Here is a 23,803-nt window from a genome sequence, read left to right on the forward strand (position 1 = left end):
TAATTCCAATTCTTTAGTACGGAAATTGACAAGCCCATTTGTAGAAAAACCTATCACTATGCTAGTTAAAGGAAAATAATTCCATAACAAAACAAACACCAACCCCAGACTATTTCTCAATATTTTGAGGGCAACTTCTCAGCCTTTGAACATCACTGATATAAAATCGCCTGGCAAACAGCAACTATTATGCAGATGAATCAGTTTTCAGAGCGGAAGCCTCTCTTCTGTTATTTTGGATTTCCTATATTCTGACTAAAGCCTTCTTATTAAAATAAATTACCCCACATCACCGGTAAATTCCTTATATTGTACAATCATCAACCTGAATGAACAAGACATTGAAAACAAACTTCCTAAATAAAAAGGTTCCCACACTGATACCCGAAATATTCTTAAGGGCTCGAAAGAAGAGAGCGGAAATCACTCAATTCTTATTATTGTCTGATGCCTTAACCGGAAAAACCGGGTTCCATCCCGCTGTTACCCTTAAACCCCCAATGTTATGACCATGTTACCCTTAATAGAGAAAGACGACTGGCTGCGTCCGTACGCTTCGGCCCTGGAAGCCACACATTCGCGTTACCGGGATTTACTGGAAGAAATTTGTGACGCCCATGGCGGACTTATTCACTTCGCAGAAAATCATTTGTTTTTCGGGCTACACAGCTACAGCGAAGGGTGGGTATTCCGCGAATGGGCGCCCAATGCCGAAAAAATATATTTAGTGGGTGATTTTTCGGATTGGAAACCCGATGAATCGTTTCGCCTGCAGAGGAAAGACCATGGGATATGGGAAATTTTTCTGTCGAAAACGGTATTGAAGCATCTCGATTTTTACAAATTGTACATAGAATGGCCCTTTGGTTCGGGATACCGGATACCGGCCTATGCCCGCAGGGTGATTCAGGATTCGGAGACATTACTGTTCAGCGCACAGGTATGGCACCCCGAAAAACGTTTTGAGTGGAACGATGAGGGCTTTCATCAATCCTTTTCGCATCCAATCATTTACGAGGCACATGTAGGCATGGCGCAGGAAGCAGGAGGCGTGGGCACCTACCGGGCTTTTGCCGAAAATGTTTTACCCCGTATAAAGAAAGCGGGTTACAACGTGGTACAGCTCATGGCCGTACAGGAACACCCCTATTATGGCAGCTTTGGGTATCATGTATCCAACTTTTTTGCGCCGAGCAGTCGCTTTGGCACTCCGGAAGATTTGAAGTATCTGATCAACAAAGCCCACGAAATGGGGCTGGCCGTCATCATGGACATCGTCCATTCACATGCGGTAAAGAATGAAGAGGAAGGATTGAGTCGTTTCGACGGCACACTCGATCAATATTTCTATCCGGGCGAAAGAGGCTTTCATCCGGCGTGGGATTCGCGATGCTTCGATTACGGCAAGAAGGAAGTGGTGGCCTTTCTCTTGTCCAACTGTCGCTATTGGCTGGAAGAATTTCACTTCGACGGTTTTCGGTTCGATGGTGTCACCAGCATGTTATATACCCATCACGGACTGGGAAAAGCCATTTCGGGCTATGACGACTATTTTGACAACAGTCGCGACAACAACGCTTTGACATATCTGATGCTTGCCAACCACCTCATCCACAAAATAAACCCCAATGCCATCACCATTGCCGAGGAGGTGAGCGGATACCCGGGCACGGGCGTCCCGCCGGAAGAGGGTGGCTTAGGCTTTGACTACCGGTTGTCGATGGGCATTCCCGACTTTTGGATCAAACTCATCAAAGATATGACAGACGAAGAGTGGAACATGGGAACCATTTTTCATGAGCTGACCATTCATCGCCCGGAAGAAAGAACCATCTCGTACACCGAATCGCACGACCAGGCCCTGGTGGGCGATAAAACCATTATGTTTCGACTGGCCGACAAGGAGATGTATGAATTCATGAGCAAAGAGAAACCCAGCCTCGTCATCGACAGGGCCGTGGCCCTCCATAAAATCATTCGTTTGGTTACCATAACAACGGCCAATGGGGGATACCTCAACTTCATGGGTAATGAATTCGGACATCCCGAATGGATTGACTTTCCCCGCGAAGGGAACCATTGGTCGTACCATTATGCACGTCGTCAGTGGTCACTGGCCGATGACCCAACCCTCAAATATGAATGGCTGGCAGCATTCGACCGTGCGATGCTCACCACGGTAACGGAGAATGACCTGTTGTCATTCAATCCGGTCTATCTCAACCTGGCCAATGAGGGAGACAAGATACTTGCATTCAACAGAGGCGAATTTCTGATAGTCTTCAATTTTCATCCCACGCGGTCGTTTCCCGACTACGGCATCCCTGTGGCACCGGGGAAATATCAGATACTTCTCAATTCGGACCGACCGGAATTTGGGGGTTTCGACCGTATCGATCAGCAACAGCTCTATTTTGCCCGCCCTGTTGGGAAAACCCCCAACAACGGCTTTCAGCTCAAGCTGTATTTACCCAATCGCACCGGTCTGATTCTGAAAAAAATTCCTACCCCCAGGCTACACTGAGCCGGTTGTTAAAACCATCGCACCAGCCCGAAATCTTGTTGATTAGGCAAATAATCGTTTTTAGGGAACATCCGAATACCAAATTTATATGACCCCGGAAGGTTCAACCTGTATTTCATCTCGTACGAGACTACCGATCCTTCTTTCCCGGTTATCACGAAGGGTTCTTTGTGCAATACTGTTGGATAATCTCCTTCAATAGTATCCACAATCAACATTTCCATGCCCACATCCAAATCTTCCAACTGATGAAGGTCGAGCTTCACATCAATAACATAATCATCTCCAATACCCAGCTCCTGTTGGGCAATATCGGGCATATTCACTTCCAGAATTTCAATATCATTCCATCCCGCCGTAACCCTTCGTTTCCAGTCAGAGATTTCATGTATCAATGCACAATCGTTGGCACCCAAAGTCTTCAGCCTGAAATGCATAGGGTTATAAAAGCGGTCCAGATAATCATCGATCATCCTTCTGGTGGTAAATTGTGGCGCTATATGAGCTACAGAATTTTTAATATACCGAATCCATCCCACAGGCAATTTTTCATCGTTTACATCATAGAAAAGAGGTACAATTTCATTTTCAAGGATACTGTAAATGGTCGCGGCATCCAGTTCATCCTGGAAGCTCTGGTTTTCAAATGACCGTTTGTCGGTAAGGCTCCAGCCGGCCTCTTCTTCATATCCTTCGTACCACCATCCGTCGAGGACACTAAAATTGAGCACCCCGTTAAGCACGGCTTTCTGGCCACTGGTACCGGAAGCTTCGAGCGGACGGGTAGGCGTATTCAACCACACATCTACTCCGCTGACCAACCGTTTGGCCAACTCTATATCATAGTTTTCCAGAAAAATAATCTTACCAATAAATTCCGGCCTTTTAGAGATATCGATAACTTGTTTTATCAGGGCCTGACCTTCTTTGTCGGCAGGGTGAGCCTTCCCGGCAAAGAGAAACTGAACCGGCCGCTGCGAATCATTGACAATTTCAGACAAACGCTCCAGGTCACGAAACAGTAAATGAGCGCGCTTATAGGTGGCAAAACGACGTGCAAAGCCAATGGTCAGTGCACTATCGTCCATGCTGTCGAGAACTTCTACGATGCGTGATGGCGAGTCGTGCCGTTGGGTCATATTGTCTTTTAGCCTGTTTCGGACAAAATCCATCAATTTTTTACGCAAGACATGCCTGATTTCCCATATTTTTTTATCAGGGATATCATAGATTCTTTTCCATGCATCCGGATTGGAAACATCGTTAAGAAAATTGTTGCCAAACATCTCTTTGTAGAAGTCCTGCCATTCTGAGGCTGTCCAGGTACCATAGTGCACACCGTTGGTAACATAGCCGATATGCAATTCATCCGGGAAGTAGCCGTGCCAAAGGTTACAAAACATTTTACGGGTCACTAAACCGTGCAGTTTACTAACCCCGTTCATTTCGCCCGATGTTTTGGCTGCCAGAACACTCATGGAAAATTCCTCTTCATGGGCGGAATGGTCACGCCCCAGGTCCATAAACTCCTCCCATGTTATTTTTAACTTATCGGGTACATGACGCAAATAGACCCTAAACATATCCTCATCAAAGGCGTCGTGACCTGCCGGCACAGGCGTATGAGTAGTAAAAAGAGAAGTTGCTCTGACCACTTCGAGTGCTTCGGAAAAGTTGAACTTTTTATTGACAAGGTTGGCCAGTCGTTCAACATTGATTAAGGCGGCATGACCTTCATTGATGTGATAGAGGTCGGTCGACACCCCCAAAGCATTTAGAAGCCTGATACCTCCCATCCCCAGTAGTATTTCCTGTTTAAGGCGGTTTTCTCTGTCGCCGCCATACAGTTGGTGGGTTACCTGTCTGTCGGCAGGTGCATTACGTTCCACGTCGGCATCCAGCAGATAAAGTGCCACCCTTCCCACTTGAGCCTTCCAAACCTTAGCGTCTAAATGACGGCCCGGAAATTCAACGGAAATAAACAGCGGGTGCCCCTTCTCATCACGCACCTCTTCGAGCGGAAGCATGGAAAAATCCTGAGCCTCGTACACGGCCGTTTGTTCTCCGCTGATAGAAAGGGTTTGGGTAAAGTAGCCAAAACGGTAAAGAAGACCTACAGCGGTCATCCTAATGCCCCGGTCGCTGGCCTCTTTCAAATAATCGCCGGCCAGGATGCCCAACCCCCCCGAATAGGTTTTCAAAACATTGGTTAAGCCGTATTCCATACTGAAATAAGCGATACGTACATCTTCAGAAAAATCACGGTCCATATATTCCCGAAATTCATGATACAATGCATCCAGCCGGGCAACAAAACCGGCATCCTCCGCCAGCTGTGAAAGACGCTCAAAAGAGACCTTATCCAGTAACTTCACGGGATTTTTACCTACTTTTTCCCATGTTTCAGGACTAATGTATTCAAAGAGCTCCACCATTTTGGGATTCCATGCCCACCAAAGGTTTCGGGTTAATTCATGAAGCACTTTTATGCGTTCGGGCAATTGCGATTTCACAATAAGTTTTTTCCATCCCGGCACTGCAGAGGATTCCGGAACAAGTTTAATACGTGCCCCACGCTTAACGGCAGTAAATTTATCCTGCCGGTTGTCGACAGCTTTCAGCGCCACATCATAAGCTCTATAGTAGTTTTGTATTAAATTTTTCCACTCCAGCAATCCTGCAATTTTTTCGGCATTAAGCCGAATGGCATCGATTTGCTCCTTCGTTTTTAATGTAAAGGCATTGACCAGCCCTGCAATTTTCTGAACAACTTCTGAATAGTTATTGTCGTTTCGCACCACCACTTCTATTCCATCGTCCAGTCCACGTGAATGAAGTGAGGCCCATTGACCAAAACCGGCCAGGTTGGTCGTTATTACCGGCACCCCAAAAGCTATGCTCTCATGAGGGGTATAACCCCAGGGTTCATAATAGGATGGGAATATGGAAAGATCCATTCCTGTGAGAAGGTCGTAATAAGGCATATTAAAAATGCCGTCATGGCCATCCAGAATACAAGGCACGAAAATCAAGCGTATACGTTGCGATGAATCGTTTTTCAGATGGATATCCTTAATTCGTTTAATAACCGGATCGATTGAAATATCATTTAATCCGTGTGTGAGATAAGGATTGGGCAGGGGCTCACCGCTAATTCCCGAATTGATACGTTCTTCCAGGTCAATTCTGGCACCGTAAATTTTAGCGGGGATAAAAACAAAGGCTATAATCTCTTTTTTATTTTCATAATTTGCAGAAAGGTGTTTTAAAATATCGAGAAAGAGGTCGGCACCCTTATTATGAAATTCGTAGAGCCCACTATTAATGACAAACAAAGCATCGTTGCTCACATCAGCCCCAGTAAGGGCATGAACCACTTCTGCCATTTTTTCTCTGGCCTTTAATCTGACGGATTGATATTCTTCGCCTTCCGGGACAATTCTGTTATCAAACCCATTGGGGGTTATAACATTTACATCATGAGCCAGGTAACGGGAACACTCTTTGGCAGTAATTTCGGATACTGTGGTAAAACAATCCACATTCCGGGCTGTGATTTTTTCCAGTGAGTGCTTTGAAGCTACGTTCATTTCCGCCGCTTTGGCATCGGCATCATGTTCCTGAAAATTCTGAAAAATAGATTCATTACGTTGAGCCAGCGACCGTCCCACAACAGTTCCATGCGTTGTGAAAACAGTACCGATTTGCAGCAGATGGTCTTTCAGATAAAGAGCCCCGCTACCGGTCATCCATTCATTAAAGTGAGCCACCACCTTTTCACTTTCCGAAATGAAGAACTTATAATAGCTTTCAATAACCATCCCCACCACATAACCGAAGAGGGCCGGTTCCACATAGTCCCATTGCCCGGAAAGGCTATCAACCTTAAAACTTTCCCACAACCTGGTGAGGATTTCATTTTTTTGAGTTATCAGCGGGCTAAAATCAATCAAAAGCACAACAGGCTTCCCCGGAATATTCCATCGGCCGGTTTTTACCTTTAATCCTTCACGATGCAGTACTTCCTGCCACTCCACAAAAAGATTATGGTCGGGCAAAAATTCGGGATTTTCACCCGGTCCACGCCACACATCGGGACCAATAAATATCACATGGTCATTAAACTGTTCGACAAGTGTATTGGCTTTTGAGGCTAATACGGTATGGATACCACCACTCTTATTGCATACTTCCCAACTTGTTTCAAAAACAAAATCGGGTTTTAAAATATTATCTGTCATTTCTACTTATTTTTCTGTTAAACATTTTATTGAAACGATATCTATCGTTCTGAATATTGTCGTTACCTCAAAAGCCAATCTGTTTCAGGAATAACAAAAAGAAAATATTTCCTTCTGTATTCAATCAATTACCATATAGCTCTGCCTTTTTAAGTAACCTTATTAACTTTCTTAGGTTTCACTTCTTTTTTAGCCTTGCTTTCGGGCTTTTCCGATGTAGAAGCACTGACGTCCTTTGCAGTAGTTTTGCGCTTCTTAACACCGTCTTTTTTTACTTTGCTTTTTCGCTTTCGGCTGCGAATCAAATTCAACTCTTCTTCAAGTTTTTTGATTTTGCTGTCTTTTTCTTCCAGAATAGTTGTCAGACCAGCCAGTTCTTTTTGTTCCGAATTAGACGGCACCGCGGCATTTAGTCTCAGGGAAAAATCGCTCAACACATTCATATAATTGATAAAAGCCTCGTAAGGGGTTTCATAGGGGTTAAAATATGCGTGCACATCCCCGTCGGAAAAGAACTTGGTACACATATAATATAAATGGTCACTGCATTGCAGGTAGTTCCAATCCTGAAGTAATTTTGAGTCGGTACAACGACTCATTTTGGGCAAAAGGTCGTACAGTTTGTCAAAAGCTTCCTGCTGCATTTCATTGCCCAACCAGGCGGTAAGGTCACGTTCTTCATCGGCCCAGGAAACGGGATTGGGAACTTTAACGGGTGCCACCACCTGTAATTCGGCCGCAATCTCAGAAGGGGTTCCAAATTTGAGCGACCTGTATCGTAAGATTTCGGCAGGCAAATATTCCAAAAACTCAAAGATACCGGTCTCTTTGCGTTGATGTTCACCAAAGGTTTCGTAGTCCAAAAAGAGGTTAACCACTTCTTCCTTTCTATCCAATTGCCTAATCCAACCGGCAAATTTACTACCGGTCAGAGGCCATTCGCTCCATTCTTTATTGCCAAAGCGGAAAGCAATGTCATCGCTGAGCTTAAAATTTTTAAGCAACACCTTTAACCTTGGATTCAGAACATTGCAGTATAAGAAGTTAGGACTTTTCCACCCCAAAACATGTTTGGCACCTTCGGTGAGCATGGCTTTAAAGCCCATTCGTGCCACCATTTCGCCGATTTGGTCGGAATAAATGAGTTCGGTATTTCGAAAAACAACAGGACGTTTCCCAAATAATTCCTCCATCAAATCGGAATGGGACATCACCTGCTGCCTGAATGCAGCTTCATCTTTCAATGCCACCAAAGAGTGCGCATAGGTCTCTCCCAAAAATTCCACACACCCGGTGTCGGCAAGCTTTTTAAAACTTTCAAGCACCTCGGGGGCATAGAGCTTAAACTGCTCTATGGCAACCCCCGTAATACTGAATGACACCTTAAATTTTCCCTTAAATTTTTCAATAAGCCGCAATAACAACTCATTGGTTGGCAGATAGCAATTGGTGGCAATTTTGTTAAGTATGGATTCATTGGTATAATCATCAAAATAGTAATGATCATTTCCTATATCGAAAAAGCGATATCTTCGAAAACGAAATGGCTGATGAACCTGGAAGTATAAACAAACTGTCTTCATTCGTATAAATTTTACTTACTTTATTGATATATTGTTTCTTAATAGCAGTCAACAGTGGTTTGTTGTTAGTGGTTAGTTGTTTGTGGTTAGTAATTAGTAATTAGTTAATCAACGCTAATCACTAATGACTGTTGACTATTGACTAATCACTAACGACTATTGACTTCTTCTGCCTTTGTCGTTTATACATGCTCTTTTGTGGCAAAAGCCGCCATGCTCGTTTCATTAGTTAAGGTATCGAAAGGCTCCTATTAATTGCTGACATTACCCGGATTTCTGACTGCCGGCTGTCAGCAAACCATCGTAAATTTCTTTAACCTTAAGGGCTGATTTTTCCCATTTTAAAGATTCCACCTCCTTCCTCCCATGTTTAACAAACATCTTCGACAGTGAAGGATACTTCAGTACACCATAAATGGCATCGGCCATGGCATCAACATCCCAAAAATTGGTTTTAATGGCATAGGTGAGGATTTCGGCAACCCCCGACTGATGTGAAATCAGTACAGGCACATTACTTTGCATGGCTTCCAGAGGTGAAATACCAAAAGGTTCAGAAACCGATGGCATAACATACAAATCGCTCATGGCCAGCATAGAAAAAACTTCCTCTCCCCTGAGAAAACCGGTAAAATGAAATTTATCCATAATTTTTAGCTGTGCGGCACGACGAATCATCCGATGCATCATATCTCCACTTCCGGCCATCACAAACCGCACATTATCGATACGTTGCAACACCCGACTGGCAGCCTCTACAAAGTATTCAGGTCCTTTTTGCATGGTGATTCTTCCCAGAAAAGTGACCAATTTCTCGTTGATACCTTTTTTATATAGAGGTTTCTCCTTATGGACATAGGGTTCCACAGCATTGTAAACAGTGGTAATTTTTTCTTCGGGGATACCATATTTTTCAATTACGGTACGCCTGGTAAGGTTGCTCACCACAATGACCTTATCGGCGGCTTCCATTCCCCTTTTCTCGATATTAAAGACCGCAGGATTAGCACTTCCACCGCTACGGTCAAAGTCGGTAGCATGGACATGAACCACCAGGGGCTTTCCGGCAGCTTCTTTAGCAGCGATGCCTGCGGGGTAGGTAAGCCAGTCGTGGGCATGTATCACATCAAAGGAATAATCCTGAGCAATAATATTGGCTACAAGAGCATAATTATGAATTTCCTGCAACAAATCACCATCATAGGCACCGGAAAAAGGTAATAAGCCCATTTCATCGGTCTGAATATATTGCTCTTTTTTCTTAGTCTTTTCCGATTTTTTAAGTCGATAATATTCATCGGGTTGAGTATAGGGCATCAATTTGGCTCCAACCTCGATATAATCCAGAGTGCCATTAAAATACTTCATGAAAAGCTTACGGTGTTTGACCGGCACATGATTAGCACCAATGAGACTCATTCCCTTTACCTCTTCATCACCGAAGGCTTTTGGGACAACAAACAGTACCTGCAGGTCAGGGATATATGATAATCCCCTTGTAAGACCAAAACAAGCGGTACCAAGACCTCCCGATATGTGAGGCGGAAATTCCCACCCAAACATTAACACTCTCATAAACTACTGTATTTTTCAATTAACTTAATGATATGCAATACTCCGGCAACATTCCAGGCCATCGATGCTGCACCCTTTCCTATATGCGGCGGGTTACCGTTAAAACATTCCGATATGGTACCAATACAGTGGTTTTCCAGCTCCTCTTCAAAGCCGTCCAACATACGCTTCACGAAAGTTAATCCTCCCTGCTTGTGAATATCCAGATAAGCCTCGGCAAAGAAAGCGGCCAGCCAGGGGAAAACGGTCCCCTGGTGCAAGGCACGGTCCCTTTGCGTTTGATTACCTTCATAAATTCCCTTGTATTTAGGGTCCTGAGGGGATAAGGTTCTCAATCCGCGAGGGGTCAGAAGCTCCTTTTTAACAACATCCACAACAGCTTTTCTTTGTTCCAATCCGAGAGGCGAAAACGGAAGAGCAGCCGCAAATATTTGGTTGGGACGGATTGAATCATCTTTAAACTCACCATCTACTACGTCGAATAAGCCTGTCCCCTCTTCCTTCACAAAGGTTGCAACAAAAGCATTCTTTACTTTTTCTGCCAAATCAAAATATCCGGCTGCCTGTTCTTCCTGACCCATATTGGCTGTTAACGTGGCAAAATACATCAGCGCATTGAACCATAAAGCATTCAGCTCAACAGTATATCCCGCTCGTTGGGTTACCGGTTGGCCTTCGGCCATAGCATCCATCCACGTATAAGGAACACCCTCTTTTTTGGCGAACAATAATCCTGAGTTATCCATGCGAACACAGCCCTCTTTAAGCCCCTTGTAATACTCAAGAATTTTCTGCATCAAAGTGTGGTATTTTTTCCACAGTTGGGGAAAATTCCAGTCAGAATCACATTCACTAACCGTCCAGAAAAACCATAGCGGAACATCAATATCCGTCATGCGATTGGTATTAGGCTCCAAATAGAAGGACTCTATTTCACTTGCAACATGGTCCAATATGTTTAAATAAATAGACTTATCATCCTGGTATGCCGACAGACCGGGTAAAGCCAGAAGGGTATCTCTTCGACGTTCATTATACCAATGATATCCTGCCGTTAAACGAGCTTCTTTCCCTTTTATCATTAAAAACTGCTGGCCCGAGTTGAGCAGATTGTTAATCATGCTGTCGCGGGGAATCCGTTTTTTCTTTTCACGGGTGTATTTTGCTTTGAGGCCGCCTGTTTTGGCAGGCGATGTTCCGGCCGAAAAAACAATACTCTCTCCTACTTTAAGCTCAGTTTCAAAATAGCCGGGCACAAAAAGGTCTTCCTGATAATCATATCCTCTGTTTTGTTCTTTCAAATATTCAATTCCCAAATACCAATCAGGCATATGAACAAATTCAACATCTTTGCTCGACTGGAGAAAGAGGTAGGGGAACTGTTCATACATTCTGAGCGCAATACCCCTTTCCACCTGCTGATACCTAATATTGGCATCCATATTTCTGAAAGTCAATTCTTGCACATTTCTAAAGGCAAGAAAGGGTCTGACTCTAATAAAAGTTTCTGAATTGGCTTCTTCCAGCGTAATCTTATACAATAACTGCTCTTCTTTTTCGGCCAATACCATTTCTAAAGAAAGAATAACACCTCCTACCCTGTAATATCTTTTGGGAATATCATCCACCTCAAGGCCGGTCAAATACTTATGTCCTTTAGGGTCATAATGACTGCCATGGTATTTATGAATACCTAAATTGAAAATCTGGTCATGTTGAACAATTGATACATCAAGAGAAGAGAGCAACACATAATGCTCGTCCCCAAACTGTTTAAGAGGACATACCAGCAAACCATGATATTTGCGTGTATTGCAACCAATAATGGTGGTACTGCAATACGACCCTGCACGATTGGTACGAAGGATCTCCCGGTATAAAGAATACTCAAGATTGACAAGTCTGGACTTGTCGAGGTGATAATAAGTCATAGGAAATATTTTGCAATTCTGAAAAATCAGGATTAATGAGCAGTCAATTTGCAGAGAAAAAGACTCTTACTCAGAAAACCAAAAGGTAAGGAGAAAACTTCCAAAAATCAACCGGGAAACGATAAGTATAAGGAATTTAAACAAATATTAAAGTAGAATTTTAGTATAAACAAAAAAACAGGCAATAAGCAATCAGAGCCATTGTGAAAAATATTCTCTGTCAGCAGATAGAACAATCTCGGGGAACTCTTGCTCTATATCATCAACGAGTCGAAGCATTTTATGGGCGAAACGACGCTGAGATTCCGCGTTAGGATGTAAAAATCGATGATTGCGCGCTTTTTTCACTTTTTCTATTTTTTGCAAAAATTTTTGTGCGCGAGGAGTAAACAATACATTTACAAATCGATTCCATATATATTCAACAGCCACTGCTGAAGGATTAAACATCCTCTCATCATAAAAACGATAATCCCTCAAATCATCCATTAAAATTTCGTATGCCGGGAAATACCATACTTTTTCAAATACCTCACATAGTTTATCGACGGCCAAAAACAGTGCCGCCTTACTAACCTGATTCTGATGGGCGCCATCTTTCCAGTGTCGTACAGGACTCACCGTAAAAATTATTTTCAAACCGGGATTAAAAACCCTCAAAGAAACGATGAGTTCTTTATAAAGTGTAATAATCTCTTCCGGTTCCAGGCGGTAACGAATAAAAAAGTCTGAAGGAAATTTATGACAATTGGTCACAATCTCTGAGGTATCGGTACGTTCATAGACGAAAGATGTGCCAAATGTTAACAAAAGAAAATCGGCCGACTTTAAAAATTGACCGCATTCTTGTACGGTGCGATTGATATTAGCACAAACTTCATTTTTATTTGTACCGCTAAACCGGCCATGAAAATCAAAATGATGCCACAGGCCATTTTGCTCAACAAGCTCCTCCTGATCGCAGTAGTGCTGCTCAATTACTCTGTTAAGCAACCGGGCTATCGAAACAGGATTGTATATGTCGCCCAAAGGATTAACCAGAGCATTCAGCCGGTTTTCCGTAAATTTAGAACCAATATTATCTGTAAAACAAGATCCTAATAGCAGCGCTCTTGAGCCAACATCAAAGTTGGATTCAAATTTACCGATATCAACAATGGTTCTAAATTCAGACGACATTTTACTATTTGCTTTACTATCCTGTAATATAAGTAATAAATTAGAGTATTGATATAGTTTATTTAAAAAAAGAAAACTTAAGCATGTTCTTTTTTTAGCTCAGGATTACATATTTGTTTCATCCACCCGTTAATGCTCGTGAATAGGTTATCGGCTCCCGGTTCATTATGTATTTCGTGACGGGCCCCCTCAACAGGCAAAAATACGGAAGGTCCGGAGACCTTATCTGCAACCTGACGGGTAGTTGCCAAATCAGTTATGTCATCCTCCGTTCCATGAGCAAAAAACATTGGAATCGTAATCCTGTTGGCTCGGGAAATGATTTCATTAGCCCCTTTTGACAACTCCAAAAACAATCGCAAAGAGATTTTATCATGCACCAATGGGTCGTGTTCTTTTTGTTCCTGAACCTCCTTTTCACTTGATAGTTGAGTAGAGCGTATGCCTGTTTTCAATCTTAGGGCAGGCATAAAATAATCAGCCCATTGTGCTCCCTTCAGCATTATTGAAGAAGGGGGATGAACCAGTTTCAACCATGGAGAGCTAATTATACCACCTGCCAATTTAAATCTCTTTCTCAATATAAAATTCAAAACCAGATTTCCGCCCATACTGTGACCATATAAAAAAATAGGCAGCTCACTCCAATTATATTTTACGCGTCTAACCAAACTATCAATATCATTCATAAAATCGGACAGTTGAATAATGTGACCTCTTTTGCCTTCTGATAAACCATGTCCTCTAAGATCCAACGCATAAACCATAACCCCCTGTTCATTGAAACGACGAGCCCAATTATCATATCTGCCGGAATGTTCGCCAATTCCGTGAACTAAACAAATAACCGAATGAGGGGAGACCGAAGGTTTCCACAACCGGCCTACCAAAAATGTCCCGTCACTCGTCACCATGTTAAACTCTTTGTTTTGCATACTGCCAAAGACATTTCAATTAATTAAAATAAATCATTATTTGAAGTTAGGGCACATCGCATCAAAGTTTTGAATTCTTAAATTTAGTTAATAATTGAAAATACGAATAATTTTAAACAAACTTTGTTCCAAAAATTTGAAATTTATTTGCTGATACCATTATTTTGGCATTTTGTAAACCTTAGCATTTTAGAGCTATGCAAAAAATAATAACCGTTTCAACCAAAAGTCACGACCAGTTAATTGACATTACCCGTGAGGTGGCCACAGTAGTTGCACACAGCAACATAAAGACCGGCTTGGTAAATGTTTATGTGCAGGGTGCTACCGCTGCCATTATGATTCAAGAAAATTGGGACGAATCGGTACAAACCGATGTCATAAACTGGCTGCGTAAAATGATACCGCAAGGTGTATGGTTACATGATGCTCAAGACAATAACGGGGATGCTCATTTGAAAGCCGGATTTGTAGGACCATCCGAAACCATTCCCATAATCGATGGCAAAATGGGATTGTCTACCTGGCAAAATATCTTTTTATGTGAATTCGATGGTCCCCGAAAAGAACGACGTGTAGTAGTTACGCTCTATGATTCTGAAAAATAATCCTTTCCCCGATTTAATAAAACTTAGATTCCTGAAATAAATTTGAGATTTCTTTTAAGCCCTTTGAAACCGGCTCTTCTAATAGGACTGCCTTTCGAAATCTCATCAAAAGTTTTTTCATCCATCATCAACCATTCATCTTTTGACATTTCACGAAATACGGGCCGAAGCCTAAAATCCGGCTCTTTATGGGGTCGGGCTTTCCAATTCCAGGGACAAACATCCTGGCAAATATCACAACCAAAAAACCAATCATTCATCTGCCCCCGAAAACGATTAGGTATTTCATTTTTATTCTCAATGGTTAAATACGAAATGCACTTGTTGGCATCTAAATGATAAGGCGCAACAAGGGCATTGGTCGGACATGCTTCAATACATCTGGTACAACCTCCACACGCCTCTTTGATGGGTTCATTAGAAGGAAGTTCTATGTTCAAAAAAATTTCGCCGATAAAAACAAATGACCCCAAACGGGGATGGATAAGATTGGTATTTTTCCCACGCCATCCTAATCCTGCTCTTATTGCCAGAGAACGCTCAAGTACAGGTGCCGAATCAACGAAAAACCGGCCTTTAGCCTCTGCCGAAATGTCAGAGTTTATATAGTTCATCAATTGTTTAAGTCGTTTTTTGAGCACTTTGTGATAGTCGCGTCCATAGGCATATTTAGCCAGATTGAGTCCTGATGTCAACTTATCACTTTTAGAAGGATAATAATTCTGCAGGACAACTATCACTGATTTAGCATCTTCAACCAGCTTCTGAGGATTGATTCGCTTTTCAACGTTGCGTGACATATATTCCATTCCGGCATGAAAACCCATTTCGAGCCATTTCTGCAGGAAAGATGAATCCTCCTTCAACTCATCCACAGAGGTAAATCCCACCTCATCGAAACCTAAACGTAAGGCTTCCTCACGAATTAACCGTCCTCTTTCCAGAGAAACTAAATCCATGGTTCCTCCCTCACAAAAGACCCAATTCAAGCATTGCTTCCTCTGACAACATATCTTTTGACCATGGCGGATCAAAGGTGAGATGTAACTCAACATCTTCAACACCCTCCAATGCCTGTACCTTTTCATGCACTTCTTCCGGAAGTGATTCAGCTACCGGACAATTTGGGGAAGTAAGGGTCATCACAATTCTAACTTTGCCATTCTCTCTTGCTTCTATTTCATATATTAGTCCCAGGTCATAAATATTGACCGGAATTTCAGGGTCGTAAATAGTTTTTAAAACTTTTACAACCTCTTTTTCTATATTTAAATTTTCTTGATCCATAACTTTAAAGGGTTTAGTATTAAATTGCCAAAAGACTATACCATTGAGGTTAACACTTCTCTTTCAATATAAAACAGTAAAACATCACCTTGGGGCTATGACTTAATAACATTACAAACAAGATATTGTTTGAAATGAAGTATCCCTTAATCGACAGGCGCTTTATTATTTACTGAAAGAAAACTTCAACGGAATAGTAATACACGAAGTTTATCCCTGTTTAACTTTAAAAGCCAATGCATAAGCTCTAATTTGCTTAACCATAGCCACTAATCCGTTACTACGGGTAGGAGATAAATGTTCTTTTAATCCTATTTTATCAATAAAGTAGAGTTCGGTATTAAGAATTTCGTCGGGGGTATGTCCTGACAGAACACGAAGTAAGAGGGCAACAATACCTTTAACAATAATGGCATCACTGTCGCCCTGTATTTCAATTTTACCGTCTTTCAATTCGGCATGAAGCCAAACTTTTGATTGGCAACCGTCAATAAGATTTTGGTCGGTGCGATGCTGCTCCTCCAAAACATTCAATTCGTTTCCCAGCTCAATGAGGAAGGAGTATTTATCCATCCAATCGTCAAAGGCAGAGAATTCTTCAATAATTTGGTCTTGCTTTTCGTTAATGGTCATCATCTTTTTTTTGCAAAGATAACAACTCCTTCCACAATATATCCTGAAATTTATCCAAGCATACCTTCTATCTGCCCTAAAGCTTGCACAAGCCTATCAATTTCTTCTTTAGTATTGTAAAAAGCAAAAGATGCCCTAACAGTACCCGGAATACCGAAACGATCCATCAATGGTTGCGCACAATGATGACCTGTGCGAAGAGCAAAACCAAGTTTATCCAATAAAGTACCCACATCAAAAGGATGTGCCGTTCCAATTAAGAAGGAGATGACACTGGTTCGGGCTTTTGCCTTGCCAATAAAATGTATATTGGGAACAGTTTTCAACTTTTCAACTGCATATTCAAAGAGTGAGTGCTCATATTCCCAAAGCTTAGACAATCCTTTTTCCTGAAGATAATCAATAGCAGCACCTAATGCTATAACACCGGCAAAATTTGGTGTGCCGGCTTCAAATTTATATGGTATATCATTGAAGGTTGTGCCGGAAAAGGACACTTTATCAATCATTTCGCCACCACCCTGGTAGGGTTCCATTATTTCAAGCCATTTCCGTTTTCCATAAAGAACACCTACCCCTGTAGGACCATACATTTTATGCCCACTAAAAACATAAAAGTCACAATCCAGTTTTTGAACATCTATTGGCAGATGGTGGACCGCCTGGGCTCCATCAATAACCACCGGTACTCCATGTTTATGGGCTGTTTCAATAATTTTTTCTATCGGATTAATTGTGCCCAAAACATTACTGATATGGGTAACAGAAACAAGTTTGGTTTTGGCAGAAAAAAGTTTTTCAAAAGCATCTAAATCCAGTTCACCCTCATCGGTTACCGGAATAACTTTTATCTCAATACCCTTTCTTTTTTGAAGCAATTGCCAGGGAACTATATTTGAGTGATGCTCCATCTCCGACAATATTACCTCGTCGCCAACAGAAAACAGGGTATCACCTAAAGAGCCGGCAAGAAGATTAACTGAATCAGTAGTTCCCTTGGTAAAGATAATTTCATCGGAAGAAGCAGCATGAATAAAAGAAGCGACCTTTTTCCGAACATCTTCAAACGCCTGAGTACAAACATTGCTCAAATGGTGCACGCCCCGGTGTACATTGCTGTTGTAGTGGTTGTAAACATCAGCCTCAGCCTGAATTACAGAAACAGGTTTTTGAGTGGTTGCTGCATTATCAAAATAGACCAACGGCTTGCCATATACCTTTTCGGCAAGAACAGGAAAGTCGCTTCTTATTTCCTGAATGTTTAAACCCATATATTTATAAATATGAAAAAATTCCGGCTTCCGAAAGCATTAATCCTTCAGACTCCGGAATCAAAAATAAATAATTTAGTTGCCATTACAAACAAGAGGTATTTCCGGTGCCTTTTTGACCGCAAACTACGCACGAATGACACTTGTCCAGTTCGCCACGGAAACGTTTTTCAACCAACGAACGAATCTGTTCCCGTAACGGGTCCATTTTAATTTTTTCTATCACCTCATAAGCAAAAGCATACATCAATAGTATAGTGGCTTCATCCTTATTAATCCCGCGCGAACGGAGATAGAACATGGCTTCTTCATCTAATTGCCCAACAGTAGCACCATGACTACACTTCACATCATCGGCATAAATCTCAAGCTGTGGTCGGGAATTTATTTTGGCATCCCTGGTAAGCAAAAGATTATTATTGGTTTGATAAGCGTTGGTCTTCTGAGCATCGGGACGTACCATTATCTTGCCGGTAAATGCTGCTGTGGCATGATCATCCAACACTCCTTTAAACAGTTCATCGCTAAAACATTCCGGAACCGCATGGTCAATAAATGAAAAATTATCTACATGCTGATTCTTGTCAAGCAGATATAATCCGTAAGCATGTCCTTCTGCGTGCTTGCCCAAAAGTTTTAGTACTATATTATTTCGGCCTACTCCCGTATGTAAAGTCAGATTATTGGTCTTGACGTATGAATTCTCTTTCTGGTCCACATATAACCCTGCCACCTGAGTAGTGGCATTGTGTTGATTCTGCAAATTATAATAGTCAAGACGCGCGTTAGGTGCTACAAAGCCTTCGGTAACATTATTAACCACAAATCTATCGGAAGAAAGGGTGTGGTCACAAACCAACACACGAGCCTCACTATTTTCTTCCAGAACAATAAGATTTCTCTGGTTGGTCATCAATGGTTCTTCTGACAAAAGAATATTGACCACCTGAATGGGTTTCTCAACGACAACCCCTTTCGGAATATGAATATAGAAACCATCTCTGGCAAACATGGTATTCAGTGCCACTAATCCATCCGAAAGCCAGGGGGCGTTCTTGCCATAGTATTTTTCTACAAAGGATGGGTCTTCTTTAGCAAGGGCAGCCAGACTCCCCACCCGAACTCCTTCAGGTAAAAGTGCTGAACCATTATTAGAGTAATACCAGCCATTTACAATAAAAATAGTAAATGAATCCAGAGTTTCTACATCACAAGAAAAAATATCCTCCATTCTTCCTGTAAAGTCCGGGGCATTGAGACTAAAAGAAAAGTCTCCCGAAAAATAAGGTTGAAGATTGGTATATTTATAATTCTCCACCTTATTGGAAGGTATTCCTAATTTAAGGAAAGCTTCCAAAGCCTGCTCACGCAAATTATTCAATACTTTGGAAGAACTATCTTCAATAGTCTGTCTGTTTTCCTCAAAAAGAGTACTCAACGAGATATCTCTTCCAATAATATTTTTAATGGCATTGTCCATTCAATTCAAATATTAAAAGTTCTTTCCATTAAAGGAGGTTTACACTTGCTCCTCAAACTCTTTTTTAATCCAATCGTATCCTTTTGCTTCCAGTTCCTGAGCCAACTCTTTTCCACCTGTTTTTACAATACGTCCGCGATAGAGCACATGAACATAATCAGGAACAATATACTCCAACAATCGCTGATAGTGGGTGATTAGAATAGTGGCATTATCCGGCCGTTTCCAATTATTCACACCGTTAGCTACGATCCTAAGAGCATCAATATCCAACCCAGAATCAGTTTCATCCAAGATTGCCAGCTTTGGATCGAGCATAACCATCTGAAAAATTTCATTTTTCTTCTTTTCACCGCCACTAAACCCTTCGTTCACCGAACGGTGAGTAAGTTTAGAATCGATATCAACCAGTTTTTTCTTTTCCCGCATCAGCTTAAGGAAATCACTGGCCGAAATGGGCTCCTGCCCCTTATATTTTCTTATTTCGTTCAGCGATGTTCTAAGAAAGTTAACCATACTAACCCCGGGAATTTCAACGGGATATTGAAAGCTTAAAAACAAGCCTTCACGAGCTCTGTCTTCAGGGGCCATTTCCAGAATATCTTTTCCATTGAAAAGTACTTCGCCTTCGCTTACTTCAAACATTTCGTGGCCTGCCAGCACCGAAGCCAAAGTACTTTTCCCGGAACCATTGGGACCCATAATAGCATGTATCTCTCCGGGTTTTACTTTGAGGTCAACGCCTCTTAGTATTTCTTTATCATCTATTTTAGCGTGTAAATTTTTAATCGAAAGCATAGAAATATAAATGAGAAAAATTTGACTTAGAAAAAAATATTTTATTGGATGTTGTTACCCCACACTACCTTCCAGACTTATTTCAAGAAGTTTCTGTGCCTCAACTGCAAATTCCATGGGCAATTGATTAATAACTTCTTTAACGTATCCATTAACAATTAACCCGACAGCGGTTTCAGTATCAATACCACGCTGGTTGCAGTAAAATATCTGATCTTCACCAATTTTTGAAGTAGTAGCTTCATGTTCTATTTTAGCCGTATTATTATTAATTTCCAGATAAGGGAAAGTGTGTGCCCCACATTTATCACCAAGCAACAAGGAGTCACACTGAGAAAAATTACGGGCATTTTCTGCTTTTTTAGAAACTTTGACCAGTCCACGGTAACTGTTTTGACTTCTTCCGGCCGATATTCCTTTTGACACCACTAAACTTTTGGTGTTCTTACCCAGATGAATCATTTTGGTGCCGGTATCAGCCTGCTGATAATTATTGGTAAGGGCAACGGAATAAAACTCGCCGGAAGAGTGGTCGCCCATCAAAACGCAGCTGGGATACTTCCAGGTAATAGCAGATCCGGTTTCCACCTGAGTCCAGGATATTTTTGAATAATCGCCTTTACAGAGGCCTCGTTTGGTCACAAAATTATAGATACCACCCTTGCCATTTTTATCGCCAGGGTACCAATTCTGTACGGTAGAGTATTTAACTTCTGCTCTTTCTAACGCAATTATTTCAACTATTGCGGCATGAAGCTGGTTTTCGTCGCGCATAGGTGCCGTACATCCTTCCAAATAGCTAACATAACTATCGTCTTCTGCCACAATAAGCGTACGTTCAAACTGACCGGTATCCCGCGCATTGATACGGAAATAGGTCGAAAGCTCAACCGGACAACGCACCCCTTTAGGAATAAACACAAACGAACCATCAGAAAAAACAGCCGAATTTAATGCCGCAAAATAATTATCATTAGGCGGCACTACACTGCCCAAATATTGTTTTATCAAATCGGGATGCTCTCGAATCGCCTCACTTATACTGCAAAAGATGATGCCTTTCTCGGCCAGGGTTTCTTTAAAGGTGGTTTTTACAGAAACACTATCCATCACGGCATCAACAGCTACACCTGCCAGCTGTTTCTGTTCCTCAAGAGGAATGCCCAATTTATCAAAAGTAGCTTTGAGCTCCGGGTCGACCTCATCCAAACTATTAAGCTTGGGCTTACTCTTGGGTGCAGCATAATAGATGATATCCTGAAAATCGATTTCGGGAAGTTTTAAATGAGGCCACTTGGGCGCTTCCATTGTCAACCAATGACGATAAGCCTTAAGACGGAATTCCAACATAAATTCCGGTTCTCCCTTCCGTCTGGAAATCTCACGGATTACATCTTCATTCAACCCTTTGGGAAGAGCATCGATCTCAATATCGGTATAAAACCCATATTTATACTCACCTTTGGTGACTTCCGCCAATATTTTATCTTGTTCTGTTGTCATAGCATTTCCTCTCTATACGCTCTATACTCAACTAAAAATTCATATATGAACCAATATCTTAAATCAACCCGGCTAAGGTATAATCCATTCACCTAACCCTCTCAAACCTTTGGATTTTCTATATCATTAAAGATATTGAATCAGTTATTGCTTTAAAGCTTAATAATATATATTTAGCTACTACTTCAAACTCGTCACTTACCTAACAACTACAATCTTCAGAGGGTTCAATAGATTATAGATATATAACATATACAGCAGTGATATATGTATGCTGCAAATTTACCAAACATTTAGATTAAATCTAAATTTACACTAACATTTTCTGTAACTTTCAAATCTTTGATTCTTTATTTAAATAAAGGAAATTTTATCGGGTTGAACCTGTATCTTTGTAGTTTATAAAAATAAAAGTATGAGCAAGACAATAACACCCCTTTCGGAAGTGGGACTTTTCGGATTGATGGAACGTTACGAAAAAACATTTAGTAGTCATCGCCGCTCCATGACGATAAAAGGCCTTGAAAATGATGCCGCTATTATCAGCCAGGAAAACGCATCGCTAATTACCGGGCAAAACATCCTTCTGGAAGGAATTCATTTTGATTTAACCTACTTCCCACTAAAACATCTAGGATATAAATCCGTAGTATCTGCTATTTCAGAAATCATCGCAACCGGATCCCGCCCATCACACATTAGTTTGGCGCTCGGGTTGAGTGGAAAAATGTCTCTCGAGGCTGTTGATCAGTTTATGGAGGGTGTAAAAACGGCCTGCGATAAATATAATCTTGACCTTATTGGTTTTAAGCCCTCATCATCACTTACGGGGATGACCATATCGGTAACTGCTTATGGTTTTAGCAAAAGTTCAAAGCCTATAAGTAGGAGTGGGGCCAAAGAAACTGACCTATTATGTGTAACGGGCGACTTAGGCTCGGCATTCATGGGCCTTCAGCTCCTGGAGCGGGAGAAAAAAGTATTAAAAGAGACGGGCGAAGCCATGCCCGATTTTGGTAGCTATGATTATTTGTTAGAACGACAAATCAAACCGGAAGCAAGAATAGAACTATTGGAACAGCTTGAAGCCACCTCCATTCGACCCACCTCCATGTGCTTGATTCGTGAAGGTTTGGCACCCTCACTCATTCGGTTATGCAAATCTTCGAAGGTCGGTTGTATTATTTTCGAAAACAAGATACCCATTGACCATACCACATCAACGCTTTGCGACGAAATGGAGTTCAACCCTCTGGTTGCAGCGCTCAACGGCGGTGAAGATTATGAATTGCTGTTTACCCTTTCGCTCGATGACTATCAAAAAGTTGAAGACGCGAAAGATAAACTCAATAATGTATTTTTAATTGGGCACATTTGGCCGGAATCCAAAGGCTACATTCTGGAAACCAACGCCGGACAAGAAATACCCTTAAAAGCAAGAGGCTGGGGAAAAGAAGATTACGACCAATAACCGTATTTGACTCTATACTAACAACCGGCATAAAGCGTTCTTATTTATTATAAGTCATTGTTTTAATGGGATTGGCATGACAAATGGATTATTCGATGAAACAAATCTGTAAGTCATACCTTTTTTTTAATATTTTTGATTGATTTGTAATTACTATCCATTCAAAATTACATCTCTATGTACGAATTCATTTCAGGGAAGATTACCAAGGCCACCCCGGCCTACGTTGTCATCGAGAACAACGGAATGGGTTATCTCATTAATATATCTCTTTATACTTATGAGGCTGTAAAAGACAAAAAAGAAACATTGTTGTACATTCATGAAAATATACGTGAAGATGCATATCTATTGTATGGCTTTTCGGATATCCGAGAGCGAGAGATATTTCAAATGTTGATATCAGTATCAGGCATAGGGGCCAATACGGCGCGAATGATGCTTTCATCCATGTCGCCCGAAGAATTACAATTAGCCATTTCGACTGAAAATGTAAATCAAATAAAAAGTATTAAAGGAATTGGACAAAAAACTGCGCAACGAGTTATCGTTGAATTGAAAGATAAAATAGGAAAAGTTGCCGAAGAACAAAAAATAGCACTACTCCGAGACAATACAAATGCAGAAGAAGCGTTATCTGCTTTAGTGATGCTGGGGTTTGCAAAAGCTCCTTCACAAAAGGTGGTGGATAAAATATTAAAGGAAAACCCCGACAGTAAAGTTGAAGATATCATTAAATTAGCGCTCAAGATGCTGTAATTTAAACCATTGAAGCGCAATCTTA

Annotated in this window: 17 protein-coding genes; 4 read left to right on the forward strand and 13 right to left on the reverse strand. The window is 41.4% G+C overall.

Features of this window, described 5'->3' with window-relative positions; genetic code table 11:
* Positions 1-505: 505 nt before the first annotated feature.
* Positions 506-2,524 (forward strand): alpha amylase C-terminal domain-containing protein, encoded by a 2,019-nt coding sequence (locus BM130_RS05560; protein ID WP_010526223.1) that lies wholly within the window; start codon positions 506-508, stop codon positions 2,522-2,524.
* An 8-nt stretch (positions 2,525-2,532) separates the two neighbouring features.
* Here BM130_RS05560 and glgP read toward each other — a convergent pair whose 3' ends face one another.
* The 6 genes from glgP to BM130_RS05590 all read right to left on the reverse strand — a co-directional run bounded on the left by glgP (position 2,533) and on the right by BM130_RS05590 (position 13,968).
* Positions 2,533-6,765: an alpha-glucan family phosphorylase gene (gene glgP, locus BM130_RS05565; protein ID WP_010526222.1), complete on the reverse strand. Its 4,233-nt coding sequence runs from the start codon at positions 6,763-6,765 to the stop codon at positions 2,533-2,535.
* A 149-nt stretch (positions 6,766-6,914) separates the two neighbouring features.
* Positions 6,915-8,348: a glycoside hydrolase family 57 protein gene (locus BM130_RS05570; protein WP_010526221.1), complete on the reverse strand. Its 1,434-nt coding sequence runs from the start codon at positions 8,346-8,348 to the stop codon at positions 6,915-6,917.
* A gap of 264 nt (positions 8,349-8,612) precedes the next feature.
* Positions 8,613-9,923 (reverse strand): glycosyltransferase, encoded by a 1,311-nt coding sequence (locus tag BM130_RS05575; RefSeq protein ID WP_010526220.1) that lies wholly within the window; start codon positions 9,921-9,923, stop codon positions 8,613-8,615.
* A complete protein-coding gene (locus BM130_RS05580) occupies positions 9,920-11,854 on the reverse strand; it encodes an amylo-alpha-1,6-glucosidase (protein WP_010526219.1) in 1,935 nt (644 codons plus the stop codon). The genes BM130_RS05575 and BM130_RS05580 overlap by 4 nt, the downstream gene beginning before the upstream one ends.
* Before the next feature lie 192 nt (positions 11,855-12,046).
* Complete coding sequence (locus tag BM130_RS05585; protein WP_010526218.1) at positions 12,047-13,033, reverse strand: GSCFA domain-containing protein; 987 nt, start codon at positions 13,031-13,033, stop codon at positions 12,047-12,049.
* A gap of 77 nt (positions 13,034-13,110) precedes the next feature.
* The gene (locus BM130_RS05590; protein ID WP_010526217.1) at positions 13,111-13,968 is read right to left on the reverse strand and encodes an alpha/beta hydrolase; all 858 of its coding nucleotides are present in this window, start codon (positions 13,966-13,968) and stop codon (positions 13,111-13,113) included.
* Between the two features lie 197 nt (positions 13,969-14,165).
* Here BM130_RS05590 and BM130_RS05595 point away from each other — a divergent pair, with 197 nt between their 5' ends.
* A complete protein-coding gene (locus BM130_RS05595) occupies positions 14,166-14,576 on the forward strand; it encodes a secondary thiamine-phosphate synthase enzyme YjbQ (protein WP_010526216.1) in 411 nt (136 codons plus the stop codon).
* Between the two features lie 23 nt (positions 14,577-14,599).
* On the opposite strand, the gene queG is transcribed toward BM130_RS05595, so the two are convergent.
* The 7 genes from queG to sufB form a co-directional block, all read right to left on the reverse strand.
* On the reverse strand, positions 14,600-15,535 hold the full coding sequence (queG, locus tag BM130_RS05600) for a tRNA epoxyqueuosine(34) reductase QueG (RefSeq protein WP_029626446.1): 936 nt from the start codon (positions 15,533-15,535) through the stop codon (positions 14,600-14,602).
* Between the two features lie 10 nt (positions 15,536-15,545).
* Positions 15,546-15,863 carry an SUF system Fe-S cluster assembly protein gene (locus BM130_RS05605; RefSeq protein ID WP_010526214.1) on the reverse strand — a complete coding sequence of 106 codons (318 nt, stop codon included), beginning with the start codon at positions 15,861-15,863 and terminating at the stop codon, positions 15,546-15,548.
* Positions 15,864-16,073: 210 nt separating this feature from the next.
* Entirely contained in the window at positions 16,074-16,499 is a 426-nt protein-coding gene (locus BM130_RS05610) for a SufE family protein (protein ID WP_175560420.1), read from the reverse strand.
* 47 nt (positions 16,500-16,546) lie between these two features.
* Positions 16,547-17,767, reverse strand: a complete 1,221-nt coding sequence (locus tag BM130_RS05615; protein ID WP_010526212.1) for an aminotransferase class V-fold PLP-dependent enzyme — start codon at positions 17,765-17,767, stop codon at positions 16,547-16,549.
* A gap of 85 nt (positions 17,768-17,852) precedes the next feature.
* A complete protein-coding gene (gene sufD / locus BM130_RS05620) occupies positions 17,853-19,247 on the reverse strand; it encodes a Fe-S cluster assembly protein SufD (RefSeq protein WP_010526211.1) in 1,395 nt (464 codons plus the stop codon).
* A 39-nt stretch (positions 19,248-19,286) separates the two neighbouring features.
* The gene (gene sufC, locus BM130_RS05625) at positions 19,287-20,045 is read right to left on the reverse strand and encodes a Fe-S cluster assembly ATPase SufC (protein ID WP_010526210.1); all 759 of its coding nucleotides are present in this window, start codon (positions 20,043-20,045) and stop codon (positions 19,287-19,289) included.
* A gap of 54 nt (positions 20,046-20,099) precedes the next feature.
* Positions 20,100-21,548 (reverse strand): Fe-S cluster assembly protein SufB, encoded by a 1,449-nt coding sequence (gene sufB, locus BM130_RS05630; RefSeq protein WP_010526209.1) that lies wholly within the window; start codon positions 21,546-21,548, stop codon positions 20,100-20,102.
* Between the two features lie 415 nt (positions 21,549-21,963).
* Here sufB and thiL point away from each other — a divergent pair, with 415 nt between their 5' ends.
* The gene (gene thiL, locus BM130_RS05635) at positions 21,964-23,019 is read left to right on the forward strand and encodes a thiamine-phosphate kinase (protein WP_010526208.1); all 1,056 of its coding nucleotides are present in this window, start codon (positions 21,964-21,966) and stop codon (positions 23,017-23,019) included.
* 177 nt (positions 23,020-23,196) lie between these two features.
* Entirely contained in the window at positions 23,197-23,778 is a 582-nt protein-coding gene (gene ruvA / locus BM130_RS05640) for a Holliday junction branch migration protein RuvA (RefSeq protein ID WP_010526207.1), read from the forward strand.
* Positions 23,779-23,803 lie beyond the last annotated feature (25 nt).

The organism is Thermophagus xiamenensis (genome assembly GCF_900112795.1).
Lineage (GTDB): Bacteria > Bacteroidota > Bacteroidia > Bacteroidales > Marinilabiliaceae > Thermophagus > Thermophagus xiamenensis.

Excerpts from the sequence above, each read along its gene's own strand:
- BM130_RS05560 (WP_010526223.1), top strand. The coding sequence starts at position 506 with ATGACCATGTTACCCTTAATAGAGAAAGACGACTGGCTGCGTCCGTAC.
- glgP (WP_010526222.1), bottom strand. The coding sequence starts at position 6,765 with ATGACAGATAATATTTTAAAACCCGATTTTGTTTTTGAAACAAGTTGG.
- BM130_RS05570 (WP_010526221.1), bottom strand. The coding sequence starts at position 8,348 with ATGAAGACAGTTTGTTTATACTTCCAGGTTCATCAGCCATTTCGTTTT.
- BM130_RS05575 (WP_010526220.1), bottom strand. The coding sequence starts at position 9,923 with ATGAGAGTGTTAATGTTTGGGTGGGAATTTCCGCCTCACATATCGGGA.
- BM130_RS05580 (WP_010526219.1), bottom strand. The coding sequence starts at position 11,854 with ATGACTTATTATCACCTCGACAAGTCCAGACTTGTCAATCTTGAGTAT.
- BM130_RS05585 (WP_010526218.1), bottom strand. The coding sequence starts at position 13,033 with ATGTCGTCTGAATTTAGAACCATTGTTGATATCGGTAAATTTGAATCC.
- BM130_RS05590 (WP_010526217.1), bottom strand. The coding sequence starts at position 13,968 with ATGCAAAACAAAGAGTTTAACATGGTGACGAGTGACGGGACATTTTTG.
- BM130_RS05595 (WP_010526216.1), top strand. The coding sequence starts at position 14,166 with ATGCAAAAAATAATAACCGTTTCAACCAAAAGTCACGACCAGTTAATT.
- queG (WP_029626446.1), bottom strand. The coding sequence starts at position 15,535 with ATGGATTTAGTTTCTCTGGAAAGAGGACGGTTAATTCGTGAGGAAGCC.
- BM130_RS05605 (WP_010526214.1), bottom strand. The coding sequence starts at position 15,863 with ATGGATCAAGAAAATTTAAATATAGAAAAAGAGGTTGTAAAAGTTTTA.
- BM130_RS05610 (WP_175560420.1), bottom strand. The coding sequence starts at position 16,499 with ATGATGACCATTAACGAAAAGCAAGACCAAATTATTGAAGAATTCTCT.
- BM130_RS05615 (WP_010526212.1), bottom strand. The coding sequence starts at position 17,767 with ATGGGTTTAAACATTCAGGAAATAAGAAGCGACTTTCCTGTTCTTGCC.
- sufD (WP_010526211.1), bottom strand. The coding sequence starts at position 19,247 with ATGGACAATGCCATTAAAAATATTATTGGAAGAGATATCTCGTTGAGT.
- sufC (WP_010526210.1), bottom strand. The coding sequence starts at position 20,045 with ATGCTTTCGATTAAAAATTTACACGCTAAAATAGATGATAAAGAAATA.
- sufB (WP_010526209.1), bottom strand. The coding sequence starts at position 21,548 with ATGACAACAGAACAAGATAAAATATTGGCGGAAGTCACCAAAGGTGAG.
- thiL (WP_010526208.1), top strand. The coding sequence starts at position 21,964 with ATGAGCAAGACAATAACACCCCTTTCGGAAGTGGGACTTTTCGGATTG.
- ruvA (WP_010526207.1), top strand. The coding sequence starts at position 23,197 with ATGTACGAATTCATTTCAGGGAAGATTACCAAGGCCACCCCGGCCTAC.